The sequence below is a fragment of the Thermomonospora sp. CIF 1 genome, from assembly GCF_001896795.1.
Classification (GTDB): domain Bacteria; phylum Actinomycetota; class Actinomycetes; order Streptosporangiales; family Streptosporangiaceae; genus Thermomonospora; species Thermomonospora curvata.
On record NZ_MOYN02000003.1, the window covers coordinates 78,619 to 93,850 of the forward strand.

The following is a 15,232-nucleotide window of genomic DNA, read 5'->3' on the forward strand; positions in this document are numbered from 1 at the left end:
TGGTGAGACAGGGGAAGACGGGACGTTCTGCGGCGCTTGGGCCGAGGGAGGTTCCGTGGGCTCCTTGCGGCTCGTCCCTGCTTGCGCCGGCGCGAAGGTCCGGGGGCCCGATCCGGACGGCTCGGTGCGGCGTTCGTCACGGCGCTTCGCGGGCCGGGGCCGTCCGGCGGGGCGGCATGCCGCAGGCGTGATCGTTTCGTTGTTGTCCTCTGTGCCGCCGTTGGGGTTGTCTTTGCTCACCCTTTGCCGGCGGGGCCGCTGTGCGTCGTCCCAGGGGCTCTCGCCGGATGCTCGCCGGGCCGTGGCGTCCGGGGGCCGGATTGTGCCGGTCAACGGGTTGTCAGGTGGTTACCAGCGGGTAGCATAGGGAGAGTTACTGACCAGTATGTTGGCCGGGCGCCAACCCACCGGACCTGCCGAGGTAATCCATGGGGCACTACAAGAGCAACCTCCGTGACCTGGAGTTCAACCTCTTCGAGGTGTTCAACCGACAGGAACTGCTCGGCAAGGGGCCGTACGCGGACCTGGACGAGGAGACCGCGCGCAGCATCCTGGAGGAGGTCAACCGCCTGGCCACCGGGGTCATCGCCGACTCCTTCGAGGACGCCGACCGCAACCCGCCGGTGTTCGACCCCGAGTCCGGCACGGTCACCATGCCGGAGAGCTTCAAGAAGTCCTACCAGGCCTACATGGACGCCGAGTGGTACCGCGCCGACCTGGTTCCCGAGTTCGGCGGCACCGGCGCTCCGCGCAGCCTGACCTGGGCCATCGCCGAGCAGATCCTGGGCTCCAACCCGGCGGTGTTCATGTTCGCCTCCGGCCCCGGCTTCGCCCAGATCCTCTGGCAGATCGGCACCCCCGAGCAGAAGCGGTTCGCCGAGCTGGCGCTGGAGCGCAAGTGGGGCGCCACCATGGTGCTGACCGAGCCGGACGCCGGCTCCGACGTCGGCGCCGGCCGCACCAAGGCCATCCAGCAGCCCGACGGCACCTGGCACATCGAGGGCGTCAAGCGCTTCATCACCTCGGCCGAGCACGACATGGCCGAGAACATCTTCCACCTGGTGCTGGCGCGCCCCGAGGGCGCCGGCCCCGGCACCAAGGGCCTGTCGATGTTCCTGGTGCCCAAGTACCTGGTGAACCTGGAGACCGGCGAGCTGGGCGAGCGCAACGGCGTCTACGTCACCAACGTCGAAAAGAAGATGGGCCTGAAGGTCTCCACCACCTGTGAGTTGACCTTCGGCGAGAAGCACCCGGCCATCGGTTACCTGGTCGGCGGCGTGCACGAGGGCATCAAGCAGATGTTCCTCATCATCGAGTACGCCCGCATGATGGTCGGCACCAAGGCCATCGCCACCCTGTCCACCGGCTACCTGAACGCGCTGGAGTACGCCAAGCAGCGCGTCCAGGGCGGCGACATGACCCAGATGGCCGACAAGACCGCCCCGCGCGTCACCATCACCCACCACCCGGACGTGCGGCGCAGCCTGATGACCCAGAAGGCCTACGCCGAGGGCATGCGCGCCCTGGTGATGCTGACCGCCACCTACCAGGACGCCATCCAGGTCGCCAAGCACGAGGGCCGCGAGGACAAGCTCGCCGAGAAGCTCAACGACCTGCTGCTGCCGGTGGTCAAGGGCTTCGGCTCTGAGCGGGCCTACGCCCTGCTGGGCTCGGAGTCGCTGCAGACCCTGGGCGGCTCGGGCTTCCTGCAGGACTACCCGATCGAGCAGTACATCCGCGACTCCAAGATCGACACCCTCTACGAGGGCACCACCGCCATCCAGGGCATGGACCTGTTCTTCCGCAAGATCCTGCGGGACAACGGGGAGGCCCTCAGGCACCTGGCCGGTGAGATCAAGGCGTTCGTGGCCAGCGACGCCGGCAACGGCCGCCTCAAGACCGAGCGGGCGCTGCTGGGCAAGGCCCTGGAGGACGTGGAGGGCATCCTCAACCCGATGATCGGCTGGGCGCTGGCGTCCACCGAGAACCCCAAGGAGATCTACAAGGTCGGCCTCAACACCACCCGCCTGCTCATGGCGCTGGGCGATGTGATCGTCGCCTGGCTGCTGTGCCGCCAGGCCGAGGTCGCCCTGAACAAGCTCGCCGGGGAGGTCTCGGAGGAGGACCGCGCCTTCTACACCGGCAAGGTCGTCGCCGCCCAGTTCTTCTGCGCCAACGTGCTGCCCCGCATCGCCGCCGACCGCGCGGCCACCGAGGCCACCACGCTGGACCTGATGGAGATGCCCGAAGAGGCGTTCTGACCTCCCTGAGCTCCCTCCGCCTCCCGCGGCAGGGGTGAGCAGGCGGCCCCCGTCACCCTCCTCCCCGGTGACGGGGGCCGTTCGCTGTCTCGAAGACGGCCTCCGCGATCGGGGGCCCCTCCCCGATCGCGGAAAAATCCCAGGTAGGACGAGGGTCATGGTGGGCGGCGAAGCGGACATGCCCGTAGGATCTGGCCACGATCTCTTGGCCGCACAGCCCCGCAGGAAAGGACATGTCCGTGCCCGAGTCCTCCTTCGACGCCCTGCTCGCGCGGGCAAAGGAGATCGATGGCCTGGAGTTCGGATGCGTCCTGGACGCCGCCACCGGCATGGTCCTGGGGACGGTGCGGGCCGACAAGGCCCGCGAGAGCGGCGGCGCGGACGGGCGCATCCCGGTGGCGGCGGCGGGCGCGGCCGACGTGGCCGGGGCGGTCTCCCTGATGGCGGGGGCGCTGGCGGCCGACGAGGGCCTGGAGGACGTGATCATCACGCTGACCGGCCACTACCACCTGATCCGGCGCTTTGATCCCACGCCCAGATTGCAGTTCCTGCTGCTGGTCGTGCTGGACCGGGCCAGGGCCAATTTGGCGATGGCCCTGCGTCAGCTCCGCGACCTCCACGTCGATCCGCCGCCCGTCCCGGAACCGGCCGGCGGCCGGCATCGGGAGGCGCCGGGTCCGGGTGAGGGCGATGGCGTACTTTCATAGAGAACCGATCGCCGTCCGGCTGGGCAAGCTCGCCGACTCCGGCCGCAGCGGCGTGCTGCGCGTGTCCGGGGACTGCGGCGGGGTCATCTACCTCAGCGAAGGCGAGGTCCTGTACGCCGAATCCCAGCGCACCCCCGCGCTGGCCGCCTGGCCGGTGATCCCGCCCGACTCGACGGGACGGGGGGCGTCCTGGGCGGAGCCGGGCGCACCGGGCTCCCTGGAGTGGGAGTACTCCGTCCGGGAGGCGACCATGGACGCCGCGCTGGAGCTGATAGCCGGCTCCGGCCGCAACCCGCCCAAGCACCGTTTCCGCGAGTCGGGGACGCTGCGCATCGAGGGGACCAACGGCATTCCCGTCCCGGCGCTGCTGGCCGAGGTGGAACGGCGCCGGCGGGTGCTGGAGCAGCTGTCGGCGCTGCTGACGCCCGACACGGTGGTGGTGCGCAACCCGCGCTTCGACCCGCCCGCCCTGCAGGTGTCGGCGGCCCAGTGGACGCTGCTGCGCCACATGGGCGACCGGGCCACCCCGCGGGAGCTGGCTCTGGAGCTGGGGTGCAGCGTCTTCGGCACGACCATCGAGGTGTTCCGCCTGGTGGTGCTGCGCCTGCTGGCGGTGGCCGGCGTCCCCGCGCCGCCGGTGCCCGCCGGCGGGTCGGCCTGGCCCGACCCCAGGCGCAGCACCGTGTCCTTCCTGCGGGCCGTGCTGTGACGGACGCCCGCGGCACGTCCCATGAGACCGGCATGACCGGGGAGGGGGAAGCGATGACCGGTCCCGGCACCGAGACCGCGCCCTTGGAGGAGCGGCTGCGCGCGGAGCTGCGCCGGCTGCGCGAGCAGGTCGTCGGCGTGCACGGCAGCCTGATCGCCACCAGTGACGGCTTCCTGGTCGCCCACGACACCGACGCCGAAGAGCCGTCCCAGCTGGCCGCGCTGGTCGCCACCACGCTGGGGCTGGCCCGCCAGACCACGCAGGCGACCGGCCGGGGCCGCTTCCGCGAGGCCGTGGTCCGGGGCGAGGACGGCTACCTGGCCGTCTACGCCCTGGGCGAGACCGCGATCCTGGCGGTCATCGGCGGCGAGGACCTCAACGTCGGCATGCTCCACTACCAGACCCGGGACGCGGCCAAGCGGATGACCGTCCTGCTCGCCGGCTCCTCCTGGTCCCGCTACGGCCACAACCTGCCGTATGGCTCCTTCGGCCACCGATAGACGTCACGGTTCAGCGGGCTTTGACAGCACCTGGTCGCGGCGGGCCGGGCGGCGCCCGAAGCCGGGGCCTCGGCGGGTCGTGGCATCGTCCCCGGCGGCTGCCTGCGGGGAGGGGCGGTTTGCCGATTCGGCGCGCGCCACGGCACGTCCGAAAGCGCGGTGGGGTGCGCGTTCGCTCGTCCGGCGATCGTGAACCGCCTCGGGCGGCAGGTCACCTGCCCAGGCGTTTGAGCCCTTCCAGGACGCGCCGGAGCACGTCCGGGTGCGCCGTGAAGACCGGTTGTTCGTCGTCGTGGACGCGGGGCGCCGCGGCGAGGAGCGCGTCCGCTCCGGGCGGTGCCGACGCTCCCCGCACGCGGTGGGGCAGCGGTGGGTCGGCGGCCGGTGCTGCCGAAGACGGCGGTGCCGGGAGGGCCGGTCTCGGCGGGGGCGCCGTCTGGCCGGGAGGCCGTGCGGCGGGCTCGGGGACGTCCGGGTGGGGAACGGGCGGCAGCAGCACGCACAGGCCCGCGTGGGCCAGGGCGTCCACGGACTCGATGGTGTCGTGCAGGGCCAGCCCGCTGTGCCAGGCCAGGTCCCGGACGGTGCGCACGCCGTCGGCCCGCTGCAGCAGCGGCCAGTGCTCCCGGCGCAGCACGGCCCAGGGGCGGAGCAGCTCGCACGCTTTGGGGCGGGCCCGGGGGGAGACGCGGCGGACGGCGGGCAGCGCGGACCGTCGTTCGGCCTCGGCCAGCGCCGCGCCGGGGTTCAGGGCGAGCAGCCGGCCGGCCCAGTGCCGTTCCAGCGGCGCGAAGCGGACGTCGGCGGCCGGGGACCGGTCGGCCAGCAGCGCGATGAGCACATCCAGGACGACCGAGTGCAAAACGGCCCGCAACTCCTCTTCGCCGAGCAGGCCCCGTTCCAGCAGAAGGGCTCCGGTATCGCGCGCCGGGTTTTCCCGCGGCACCGGCCATTGGTCCTCGGAAAGGCGTCCGGAGCCGACCAGCCGGGCGGCGGGATCGGGAATGCCGGGCGATTCTGCGAAGGTGATGCGCCCGTCTTCCAAGAAGACCGTTCCCCGGAAATTTCCAACCACCGTCATCGCTCCGGTGGCGCCGTTGTTCGCCAGCGCATAAAGCTCTTTGGCGATCTTCGTTCCGCCATGGGCCGGTGCCGTCTCCGGTCGGACACGGTGACCGGCCCCGGCCGGAACGAGCGCGCCGCCGTCGCCGCCTGGAACCTCTCCCACGATGTCCCCGCCACCCCGTTCGCCCGTTGTGGTCGAAACAGAGTAGTGCGCCCGTTACCCTCGCGACTAGGGAGGATTGTGTGTCAGGATGTGACGCGCCGGGGCCGGACTCCACGCCCGTCACCGGGTGTGGCCGTGCGTGCGCGGGTTTTCGGGGTGCCCGGCCGCTGCCATGGGCGGCGCACAACAGCAGGTCCTCGGCGCGTGCTTCCCCTGCGTGGGTTTCAGCGTGCCCGAAACAGAAAGTCCTTCATGAACCTCACGCATATCGTCAACACCGCGCTCAAGTCGTTCCGGCAGGACGTCCCCGACTACGTCGCTTCCGGGATCGTCGACCTGTCCACCGGAATGCTGCTGGCGATCGACACTGTTGATCATCATCCGCGGGAAATCCTTGACGTGGTCGCGGCGGCCACCGCCGACCTTTTCCAAGGGCGGACCATCGTCCATATCGAGGAGTTGTGGAAGCAGCACCGGGGGACTCCCGACACCGGGCACTACTTCAACGAGATTCTCGTCAACAGTGAAAACCTGGTCCACCTGTTCCTGCGCAGCCGCACCAATCCCGACATCGTCGCGGTGGTGATCTGCACCCGCCAGGTCAACGTGGGCATGCTCTTCGCCCAGGCCCGCCGCGTCTTCAAGGAGCTGGAGAACGCCCGCTGAGCCGCCCCGACCCTCGCACCGGGGCGGGGGCCGGCGTCACCGGTCGGTCCGGACGCCCCGGCCGGTGGGGGAGTGGGCGCCCTGGCGGGCGGGACGCCCGCAGTGCGCGCAGGTGACCACCGGGTCGAGGACGTTGCCGCAGGAGTGCTGCCAGCGCACCGGCGGGTCGTCGGGGTTGAGGTACCGGTCGCCCCACTTCATCAGGGTCAGCAGCACATCGCCCAGATCGCGGCCGGCGGGCGTCAGGTGGTACTCGAAGCGCGGCGGGTGGTCGCTGTAGCGCTCGCGGCGCAGGATGCCGGCGGCCTCCAGCTTGCGCAGCCGGGCGGTGAGGATGTCACGGGAGGCGCCGGTGTTGCGGACGATGCCGTCGAAGCGGCGCACGCCGTGGAAGATCTCCCGGATCGCCAGCAGGCTCCAGCGCTCGCCGACCAGCTCCAGGGTGTCGGCGATGGAGCAGGGACGAGGGCTGACGTCCTTGGGCATGCCGACAGATTAGTCGGGTTTTCCAACTCGGGAGGCCGCCCCGGCCGCCCCCGCGTGACCGGGGCGGCCTCCCGCGGCCCGGTCAGGCCGGCCGGCCGCGCCGGATGAACGCCGCGGCCGCCCCGGCCGCCGCCGTCGCCGACAAGGTCAGCAGCCAGCCGCCGGCGAAGGCGGCTTCCGCTTCATCGGTGCCGCCCAGGGCGGCGACCAGCATCGCCACGCCCAGCACCATGCCGACCTGGCGGGCCATGGTGACCACCGCCGAGCCGGTGGCGAAGCCGTGCGGCGGCAGCGCGGCGACCGCGGCGCTGATCAGCGTGGGCAGGGTGAGGCCGACGCCGACGCCGGTCAGCAGCATGCCGGGCAGCATCCCGGTGAGATAACCGCCATCGGGTTCCAGGACCACCGCCCACCAGCCGATCCCGGCCGCGAACACCGCGCAGCCGGCGGCGGCGACGGCGGCCGCGCCCACCCGCCGCACGATCGGCCCGGCGCCGACCGCCAGGGCGGGCACCATCAGCGGGCCGGGCGTGATCGCCAGCCCGGTGCGCAGCGGCGACCACCGCCACACCTCCTGGCACCACAGCACCGCCGACAGCAGCATCGCGGCGAACGCCACCGCGAACAGCACGTTGGCCAGGGTCGCCGAACCGAAGGCCGGCACCCGCAGCAGCGCCGGCGGCACGATGGGATCGGGGTGGCGGGCCGACCGGACGGCGAACACCGCGGCCAGCAGGGCCGCCGCGGCCAGGCAGCCGATCACCTCCGCCGAGGCCCAGCCCCACTCGTCGCTGCGCACCAGTCCCAGGGCGAGCGCGGCGACGGCGACCGTCAGGACGCCCGCGCCCGCGGTGTCGTGGCGCCGGGCGTTGCGCACCGCCGCGGTACGGGGCAGCACGTAAAGCCCGGCGACCAGGGCGGCGGCGCCCACGGGCAGGTTGACCAGGAACACCCAGCGCCAGCCGGCCTGGCACAGCAGGCCCCCGGCGACCGGGCCGAGCGCGGCGGCCAGCCCGCTGATGGCCGTCCAGCCCCGGACCGCGGCGGTCCGCCGCTCGGGCGGCGCGGCGGCCAGCAGCAGGCTCAGCGAGGCGGGCGTCAGCATGGCCGCCCCGGCCGCCTGCACGATGCGGGCGGCGACCAGCGCCCACACCGACGGCGCCGGCGCGCACAGCGCCGAGGCGGCGGTGAAGATCGCGACCCCCGCCAGGTAGGTGCGCCGGGCGCCCACCCGGTCGGCGAGGTCGCCCAGCGGCACCAGCAGGGCGGCGAAGACCACGGCGTAGGCGTTGAGCACCCACGACAGCGCCGGCAGCGAGGAGCCGGACATCTCCTCGCCGATCTCGGGCAGGGCCACGTTGACGATGAACATGTCCAGGTTGGACATCGCCACCCCGGCGGCCACCACCGCGAAGACCGGGCCCAGCCGCCCCGTGGACGGCCTGGCCTCGGGCGGGGCGCCGGTGCGGGTGTCGGGACGGGTCACGGCCCCTCCAGTAAGTAGGAAAATCCAACTCAGTTGGCGGCCACTGTGGCATGGTCAGTTGGAAAACACAACCCTCAGGAATGTGGGATCGGGCACCGCAGGGGAAACCGTGCGGAGAACTCAGCGTGACGCGACTGGTGCGAGGCGGGGACGCCTGCCCGTGCCGCCTGCCGGCAGGGGCGAGCCGGACGGCTGAGACTCAGTCCCCGTCGCGGTCATCGCGGTCGTGGTGGTCGTCGCCGTCGTGGTCACCGCGATCGCGGTCGTCGTCGCCGTCGTCCCCGTCGTCCTCGTCCCCGGGCGAGGCGCAGCTCGCCGTGACGGCAACGGTCGTGCCGGCCGCCACGGCGAGGGCGGGGACGGAGGCGGGACTCAGCGTCGTCACCAGGGCGAGCAGGCTCCGCAGGAGAGCCAGCGGCGCTTTGGACGGCATGGGCCACCTCCGGGCGGCATCGGTCGGCACACCCCGGCCCGGGCATCCCGGGCCCGGTCGTCATGACCGGGGTACCCCCGCTTTGCGCCGTCTGACGTCCCGGACTCCCATGACAGCCCCAAAAGCACCGTCCCGCGCGTAACGTCGCAGGTCAGCATGTGAATTCTGGGTTAAGGTCGGCATTGGGACCGGCCCGGCGGCGAAGAGAACCGGGAGAATGTCGGCCTATCCGGATGTCCCTTCGCCTCCAGGGGAGTGCAGCATGCTGAGGCGTTCGCGGCTGTTCGGCCGCAAAACCCGGGTCACCTTCAGTCTCCCGGCCGACGAGCCCCCGGGGACCGTCAGCGTGGTCGGGGACTTCAACGACTGGGAGCCCGGCAGGCACGAACTGGTCAAGCGCCGCAACGGCACCCGCAGCGTCTCGGTGACGCTGGCGCCCGGCACCTACCGCTTCCGCTACCTGGGCACCGGCGGGCTGTGGTTCGACGACGACACCGCCGACGCGATCGACTCCCAGGGCAGCGTGATCACCATCGGCTGAACGTCCGCCCCGGCCCGGGGCGGACGCCGCGGACGTCAGGACTTCTGCGCCTCCTCGTACAGGGCCTTGGCGTCGTTGCCGAAGTAGGGCCCGTACATGTTGCGCCACAGGATCGGCAGGTTCAGCCGGTAGCTGTTGACCGAGGCGAGCGTCCCGGTGCCGGTCGCCTCGTTGAAGTTCACAAACCACGGGCCGCCGCTGGACCCGCCGGTCATGTTGCAGTTCATGCCGTGGGTGCCCCACAGCAGGCTGACGATGGTGGGACCGCTGCAATAGGTCAGCTTGGACCCGTCATAGGGCGCTTCGGCCGGGTACCCGAAGGCGTACATGCGCCGCCACCGGGGCTGGTTGAAGGCGATGCTCTGGCCGCCGACCACGTCGGTGAGCAGCTTGCCGTCCTGCGGGTTCAGCACGGCCGCGCCCACGTCGTAGGAGAAGTTCTCGCTGGACCCCCACTGCGGGGTGGTCAGCGTCCGGCGCGCCGTCCACACGCCGTAAGGCGCGTTGCCGTTGTGGTAGCCGGGGACGAAGACCCAGTTGGTGTGCCAGGCCCCGTTCAGCTTGACGCAGTGCCCGGCGGTGATGACCGTGCTCTTGTTCTGGCTGACCACCGCGCTGCCCGAGCAGGAGGCGGTGCGGCCCTGGTAGGTGAAGAACACCCGCCCGGTGGTCTTGACGACCTGCCCGCCGCCGGTCCAGGAGGCCCCACCGCTGGGGTAGGCGGTGGGCGCGAGCAGCCCCGCCCCGTCCACCTCCAGGAGCTTCCGCGCGGTCGCCGTCCCGGGGGTGAGCAGCCGCTCCATGGGGGTCGCCGAACGCATCCGGGCCTTGGTCCAGAACGCCTCCACCTGCTGCCGCGCCGCCTTGGTGGTGGCCTGCGCCTTGGCGGCCGGGCGGGGGGCGGCCGCCGCGGCGGTCGCCGGAACGAGCAGCGTGGACGCCAGAGTCGTCGCACTCAGCAGGGAAAGGGTGAGTATGCGAGGGGACGCTTTCATATGCACCGCTTTCGCCGGGGGGTGGTGAGGGGAAATTACCGCTTGGTCGGGATCTTCGTCTACGAAGATCCGAACTATTCCGCACATCAAGCCCCTCACATCCCGCCGGGTCTTCGCCCGCCGGCCTTGACGAGGCGGCCTAGCCGGAGCGTGCGGCCAGCTCGTCGGCCCGCCTGCGCAGCAGACGGCGTTCGGGGGTGTTGCGGGTCAGCGCCGCGGCCCGGGCGAACTCCGCGGCGGCCTCGGCGGTGCGGCCCAGCCGGGCCAGCAGGTCGCCGCGCACGCTCGGCAACAGGTGGTAGTTCCGCAAAGCCGGCTCGCCGGCCAGGGCGTCGATGATCGCCAGGCCGCGTTCGGGACCGAAGGCCATGCCCACCGCGACCGCCCGGTTCAGCTCCACCACCGGGGACGGGGCGGTGCGGGCCAGCAGCTCATACAGGCCGGCGATCTGCTTCCAGTCGGTGTCCTCGGCGGTGGCGGCCCGGGCGTGGCAGGCGGCGATGGCGGCCTGCAGCACGTACGGGCCGGGCGGGCCGCCGAGGGCGCGGGCGCGCAGCAGCGAGGCGAACCCCCGGTGGATCAGCAGCCGGTCCCATCGGCCGCGGTCCTGCTCCGCCAGCGGCACCGGCTCACCGGACGGGCCGATGCGGGCGCGGGCCCGGGACGCCTGGATCTCCATCAGCGCCACCAGGCCGTGCACCTCGGCCTCCCCGGGCATCAGCCCGGCCAGCACCCGGCCCAGCCGCAGCGCCTCCCGGCACAGGTCGGCGCGGACCCACTCGTCCCCGGCCGTGGCGGCGTAGCCCTCGTTGAAGATCAGGTAGATGACCTCCAGCACGGACGCCAGCCGGGCGGCGCGCGCTGCGCCGGCGGGGACCTCGAACGGCACGTTCGCCCGCGCCAGGGTCCGCTTGGCCCGGACGATCCGCTGCGCCACGGTCGCCTCCGAGGTCAAGAAGGCCCGCGCGATCTCGCCGGTGGTCAGCCCCCCGAGCATCCGCAGCGTCAGCGCGACCCGGGCCGGGGCCGGCGGCACCGGATGACAGGCGGTGAACACCAGCCTCAGCAGGTCGTCTTCGATCCGCTCCGGATCGAGGGCCTCTTCCGGATCGGTGCCAGGCGCCCCGGTCTCCAGCCCGTGGCCGAGCTCGGCGATCTTGCGTTCCAGCCGCCGCTCCCGGCGGATCGCATCGATGGCCCGCCGCTTGGCGACGGCCATCAGCCAGGCCCCCGGGTTGTCGGGCACCCCCGAGCCGGGCCACTGTTCCAGCGCGGCGACCAGCGCGTCCTGCGCCAGCTCCTCGGCCAGCCCGAGATCGTTGACCAGCCGCGCCACCCCCGCGATGATCCGCGGCGACTCCAGCCGCCACACCGCGTCGATGGCGCGGTGAACGCCGGACGCCTCCTGCCGCGGCTGTGTCATGACCCCGATCACAGCACCCCCGCAGATCCCCCGCAACCGGCCGTCCGCCGCGTCCCGGGCGGGGACGCGGCGGACGGAGCGGGCCGAAAGAGCCCGCTGCACCTTCTTCACACGCCGTTTCCGCAGGGCGGAACGGGTGCCCCGCAGCGGCGGGAAGGCTCACTGGCCGGGCAGGTCCTCCGGGCCGAAGACCTGCTTGATGACCCCGCGGCCGTTGCCGACGATCTTCCAGAACCGCCTGGACAGCTCGATGGCCTCCTCCCGGCTGCGCACCTCGACCAGCGCGAAACCGGCCACCGCCTCCTTGGACTCGCTGAAGGGCCCGTCGGTCACGGTGATCTCGCCGTCCCGGGCGGTGATGTGGACACCGCCGGGCTCCAGCCCGCCGGTGGCCAGCAGCACGCCCGCCCTGCTCATCTCGGCGATGAACGCGCCCATCTCGGCCTGCAGCCGCTCGCTGGGCGGGCTCTGGTCCGAACCGTCGTCGGTGGTCATCATCAGGAACCGCATGCCGTTCTCCTTGTCACGAGCGGTGCCGGCGGGTCATCCCCCGGCCTTCTCGCTGACGCGTCGAACAACGGCGCGCCCGATCGACACGACGGCCGGATTTTTCCGCGGAAATTTTTCCCGGCCGCCTCCCCGCAGCCCGATGCGCCGGGCATGGACGCCGAGTGCACGGCGCGCGCAAGGGCCATGCGAACGGCCGGCGGGCCGGCCTGCAGTACGGATCGCCGGGCGGTTCCGGTTCGATCGAGCCTGCGCCGCCCCGGCTGCGTACCAGTGGGGAGAAGCCCCATGACCTCAAGGTGGGACGGGGGACGGCCCCAGTGCGCGCAGGTGTTCTCATCGCCGCCCGGTACCGGCTGGACCGGCGCGTCGGCGCCGGCTCGGCGCCGGAGGTGTGGCGGGCCACCGACGAGATGCTCGCCCGGCGGGTCATGGTCGCCCTGGTGCCGCCCGAGCATGCGGGCGACCTCCGCTACCGCCACCGGTTCCAGCAGAGGGCGCGGGCGGCGGCCGCCTTGACGCACCCGGGCATCGTCGCCGTCTGCGACCACGGGGAGGTCGCCGACATCGACGGCAGGCCCGTCCCGTACCTGGTGATGGAGCCGGCAGAGGGGGAGACGCTCGCCGACCGGCTGGCCGCCGGGCCGCTTCCCCTGGAGGAGGCGGTGCGGATCGGCGCCCGGGTCGCCGAGGCGCTGGCCGCCGCGCACGCGGCGGGGGTGGCGCACGGCGATCTGCGGCCCGCGAACGTGATATGCGGCCCGGACGGGGCCAAGGTGCTCGGCTTCGGCCTTCCCCGCGGCCCGGGCGGGGACGAGGCCGCCCCGGCCGCCGACGTGCACGCCTTCGGGGTGCTGCTCACCGAGCTCCTGACCGGGCAGCGGGCGCTGCGGGCCCTCCGCGCCGCCCACCTCCCGCCCGAGATCGCCGAGCTGTGCTCGCGGTGCCGCGCCGGCGACCCGCGGCGGCGTCCCCCGGCCGCCGAGGCGCACGCCGTGCTCGCCGCGGCCGGCGGGCGGGCCGCTCCGCCCGCCGGGGCCCTGCCCGCCGGGCGGCGCAGGCGTTTCTCCGGCGGCGCCACGTGGACGCTCGGCCTGGCCACCACGGTGGGGCTGACCGCCGCGGCCGCCCTCACCTCGGTGGTCCTGCCGGGCGCGGACGGGGCGAGCGGGCGCTCACCGGCCCTGGCCGGGCCGTCCTCGCCCGCGGCGACCCTGGAACCGCCGCTCTTCGTCTCGCCCACCTACGCCACCCCGCCGCAGCCCTCCTCGCCCCCGCCCCGGCGCAAGTCACCGTCCGGCAAACCGCCGCAGACCCCCGGCCCGCCGCACAACCGGGTGGAGGCGCCGCCGAGCCGGCGGCCGTCGCGGGAGGAGCTGGTGCACCGGCTCAGCCGGGTCCGGGAGGTCATCGTGGCGGGCCGGGCGCGCGGCGAGATCGCCCCGGAGACCGCGGCGGAGCTGGACCACCTGGTCACCGACTTCCAGACCGAGCTGGCCGCCGGACGCCCGGTCCGGGTGGCCGAGCGGGTGGACCTGCTGCGGACCAAGGTCGGCGAGCGGCGCCGGGACGGCAAGATCGCCAAGCCCCGGGCGCAGTGGCTTTTGGCGGCCATCGACGCGGTGGATCCCACCCCGTATGCGGCCCCGGCCTGAGCAGGCGTTTCCGGGACGAGCCGGGGACATGGGACGAGTTTGGCCGAACGCAGCCCTTCAGTGGAGACGTCCCCGGCAACCACACAGGTGTGAAAGCACCTCATCCGGGCCGGCCGAGCACGGACCGGCAACGACGATCGGGGGATCGACCATGACCACGAGCGCGACCACCCGGCGCACCATCACCTCCGGATGGCTCACCTTCGCCGCCGTCGTCTTCCTGCTCACCGGCGTGTTCAACGTCATCAACGGGCTGGTCGGCATCTTCAGCAGCGACTTCTACGTCGTCGACGCCGGCCAGGTCCTGGTGTTCAACTTCACCGCCTGGGGCTGGCTGTGGCTGATCCTCGGCTTCGTCCAGATCGCCGTGGCCGCCGGCATCATGAACGGCATGACCTGGGCGCGCGCGGCCGGCATCGCGCTGGCCGCGCTGTCGATCATCGGCCACATGCTCTTCTTGGCGGCCTTCCCCTGGTGGTCGGTGCTGACGATCGCCCTGAGCGTCCTGGTCATCTATGCCCTGACCGTCCCGCCCCACGGCGCCACCGCCGCCTGAGCGGCCCGGTCAGCTCAGCCGCGGCGGCCTGATCGGGACGGGCCGGGTGAAGGTGATCACCTCGTCCACCGGGCGGCGCGGGGTGACCGGCGCGGGCGGGCCGTACCCGACGCGCAACCCCACATAGGGGGTGGTGTGGTCGCCGGGCCGGTGCAGCATCCGCCGCAGCTCCGGGTCGTCCAGCGCCTGGGTGAACACCGAGGTGGACAGGCCGCGCCGGGTGGCCTCCAGCAGGACGCGCTGCATCGCCTGCCCGGCCCGCAGCCACTGCAGCGGGCCGTCCTCGCCGGGCAGCGCCAGCACGCCCACCGTCGGCTCCGGCTCAAAACGCACCGCGGCGCGGCCGGGAACCTCCCGTTCGGGGGCCAGGTCGCGCAGCGTGGTCAGGCCGCCCTCGCTGTAGGGGCCGACCGCCGTCAGCGGGATGCCGTCCTCGCGGTAGGGGTCGTCGGTGGTCCACAGCCGCAGCTCGGCCCGGTACGCCCGGTCGCCGCGGTGCCGCTCATCGGAGGTGCGGGCCAGGCTGAGCAGGAAGTCGCGCTCGCCCGGCTCGGGGAAGCGCAGCACCGCCCCCTCCGCCTCGGCCGCCCGGGTCAGGGCCTGCAGGTCCTCCTGCGGCGGCGGGACGTCCTGGAAGGGCATCCGGTTGGTGTGCCGGCGGGCTATCGCCCCGTACAGCTCGTCCACGTCCCGGCCGGGCTCCTGCGGCTCCTCGGCCCACACCGTGGCCACGTGCCGCCGGTCCTGGGGATCGGGCAGCAGCTCGGTGCGGGTGCGCCGGCCGAAGTGCTCCAGGGCCAGCCGCAGGTTCAGCACCGCGGCGCCCAGGCTGATGTGCAGGGCGCGGCCGGCCGGGTCGATCGCCGGCAGCCGCCGGGACGGGTCGGAGTGCACCTCCACCCCGTCGGGCAGCAGCAGGAACTGCCACGGCTGGCTGTTGTGGATCGACGGGGCACGGACCGCCGCCTCGATACAGGCCAGGAGCTGGTCCTGAGCGGGCGGGGCAATCCGTCCAGCCATCTGGGACCCCCTTCTGGGTGTCGGTTCCCCTCAGATTCCACCCCCGTCATGCCCTGCAC

16 protein-coding genes are annotated in these 15,232 nt (G+C 72.9%); 8 read left to right on the forward strand and 8 right to left on the reverse strand.

Annotation, left to right across the window (positions count from 1 at the left end; all coding sequences use genetic code 11):
- The first annotated feature begins 428 nt into the window (after window positions 1-428).
- The 4 genes from BUE48_RS01365 (at window position 429) to BUE48_RS01380 (ending at window position 4,177) form a co-directional block, all read left to right on the forward strand.
- Entirely contained in the window at window positions 429-2,261 is a 1,833-nt protein-coding gene (locus tag BUE48_RS01365; RefSeq protein ID WP_012850659.1) for an acyl-CoA dehydrogenase, read from the forward strand.
- Between the two features lie 233 nt (window positions 2,262-2,494).
- Window positions 2,495-2,968: a hypothetical protein gene (locus tag BUE48_RS01370; protein ID WP_286988438.1), complete on the forward strand. Its 474-nt coding sequence runs from the start codon at window positions 2,495-2,497 to the stop codon at window positions 2,966-2,968.
- Window positions 2,952-3,677, forward strand: a complete 726-nt coding sequence (locus BUE48_RS01375; RefSeq protein ID WP_012850661.1) for a hypothetical protein — start codon at window positions 2,952-2,954, stop codon at window positions 3,675-3,677. The genes BUE48_RS01370 and BUE48_RS01375 overlap by 17 nt, the downstream gene beginning before the upstream one ends.
- A gap of 53 nt (window positions 3,678-3,730) precedes the next feature.
- Complete coding sequence (locus BUE48_RS01380; protein WP_012850662.1) at window positions 3,731-4,177, forward strand: roadblock/LC7 domain-containing protein; 447 nt, start codon at window positions 3,731-3,733, stop codon at window positions 4,175-4,177.
- 211 nt (window positions 4,178-4,388) lie between these two features.
- Here the strand turns inward: BUE48_RS01380 and BUE48_RS01385 are convergent, their stop codons facing one another.
- The gene (locus BUE48_RS01385) at window positions 4,389-5,405 is read right to left on the reverse strand and encodes a DUF4388 domain-containing protein (protein ID WP_342610169.1); all 1,017 of its coding nucleotides are present in this window, start codon (window positions 5,403-5,405) and stop codon (window positions 4,389-4,391) included.
- A gap of 252 nt (window positions 5,406-5,657) precedes the next feature.
- Between BUE48_RS01385 and BUE48_RS01390 the strand changes: the two genes are divergently transcribed.
- Window positions 5,658-6,071, forward strand: coding sequence for a roadblock/LC7 domain-containing protein (locus BUE48_RS01390; RefSeq protein ID WP_012850664.1), 414 nt, complete (start codon window positions 5,658-5,660; stop codon window positions 6,069-6,071).
- A 36-nt stretch (window positions 6,072-6,107) separates the two neighbouring features.
- Here the strand turns inward: BUE48_RS01390 and BUE48_RS01395 are convergent, their stop codons facing one another.
- The 3 genes from BUE48_RS01395 to BUE48_RS01405 all read right to left on the reverse strand — a co-directional run bounded on the left by BUE48_RS01395 (window position 6,108) and on the right by BUE48_RS01405 (window position 8,476).
- Window positions 6,108-6,557, reverse strand: coding sequence for a winged helix-turn-helix transcriptional regulator (locus tag BUE48_RS01395; RefSeq protein WP_286988440.1), 450 nt, complete (start codon window positions 6,555-6,557; stop codon window positions 6,108-6,110).
- Between the two features lie 82 nt (window positions 6,558-6,639).
- A complete protein-coding gene (locus BUE48_RS01400; RefSeq protein WP_012850666.1) occupies window positions 6,640-8,043 on the reverse strand; it encodes an MFS transporter in 1,404 nt (467 codons plus the stop codon).
- Between the two features lie 199 nt (window positions 8,044-8,242).
- Window positions 8,243-8,476: a hypothetical protein gene (locus BUE48_RS01405; protein ID WP_012850667.1), complete on the reverse strand. Its 234-nt coding sequence runs from the start codon at window positions 8,474-8,476 to the stop codon at window positions 8,243-8,245.
- 262 nt (window positions 8,477-8,738) lie between these two features.
- On the opposite strand from BUE48_RS01405, the gene BUE48_RS01410 reads away from it, so the two are divergent.
- Complete coding sequence (locus BUE48_RS01410; protein ID WP_012850668.1) at window positions 8,739-9,017, forward strand: isoamylase early set domain-containing protein; 279 nt, start codon at window positions 8,739-8,741, stop codon at window positions 9,015-9,017.
- A gap of 35 nt (window positions 9,018-9,052) precedes the next feature.
- Here BUE48_RS01410 and BUE48_RS01415 read toward each other — a convergent pair whose 3' ends face one another.
- From BUE48_RS01415 to BUE48_RS01425, 3 genes are all read right to left on the reverse strand, one after another.
- On the reverse strand, window positions 9,053-10,012 hold the full coding sequence (locus BUE48_RS01415) for a trypsin-like serine peptidase (RefSeq protein ID WP_286988442.1): 960 nt from the start codon (window positions 10,010-10,012) through the stop codon (window positions 9,053-9,055).
- A 139-nt stretch (window positions 10,013-10,151) separates the two neighbouring features.
- Entirely contained in the window at window positions 10,152-11,435 is a 1,284-nt protein-coding gene (locus BUE48_RS01420; protein ID WP_286988444.1) for an RNA polymerase sigma factor, read from the reverse strand.
- Window positions 11,436-11,594: 159 nt separating this feature from the next.
- A complete protein-coding gene (locus tag BUE48_RS01425; RefSeq protein WP_012850671.1) occupies window positions 11,595-11,945 on the reverse strand; it encodes a YciI family protein in 351 nt (116 codons plus the stop codon).
- Window positions 11,946-12,262: 317 nt separating this feature from the next.
- On the opposite strand from BUE48_RS01425, the gene BUE48_RS01430 reads away from it, so the two are divergent.
- Both BUE48_RS01430 and BUE48_RS01435 read left to right on the forward strand, forming a co-directional pair.
- The gene (locus tag BUE48_RS01430) at window positions 12,263-13,597 is read left to right on the forward strand and encodes a serine/threonine-protein kinase (RefSeq protein ID WP_286988446.1); all 1,335 of its coding nucleotides are present in this window, start codon (window positions 12,263-12,265) and stop codon (window positions 13,595-13,597) included.
- 151 nt (window positions 13,598-13,748) lie between these two features.
- Entirely contained in the window at window positions 13,749-14,153 is a 405-nt protein-coding gene (locus BUE48_RS01435; protein ID WP_012850673.1) for a DUF7144 family membrane protein, read from the forward strand.
- Between the two features lie 9 nt (window positions 14,154-14,162).
- Here BUE48_RS01435 and BUE48_RS01440 read toward each other — a convergent pair whose 3' ends face one another.
- A complete protein-coding gene (locus BUE48_RS01440; RefSeq protein ID WP_012850674.1) occupies window positions 14,163-15,173 on the reverse strand; it encodes an Acg family FMN-binding oxidoreductase in 1,011 nt (336 codons plus the stop codon).
- Window positions 15,174-15,232: the final 59 nt, after the last annotated feature.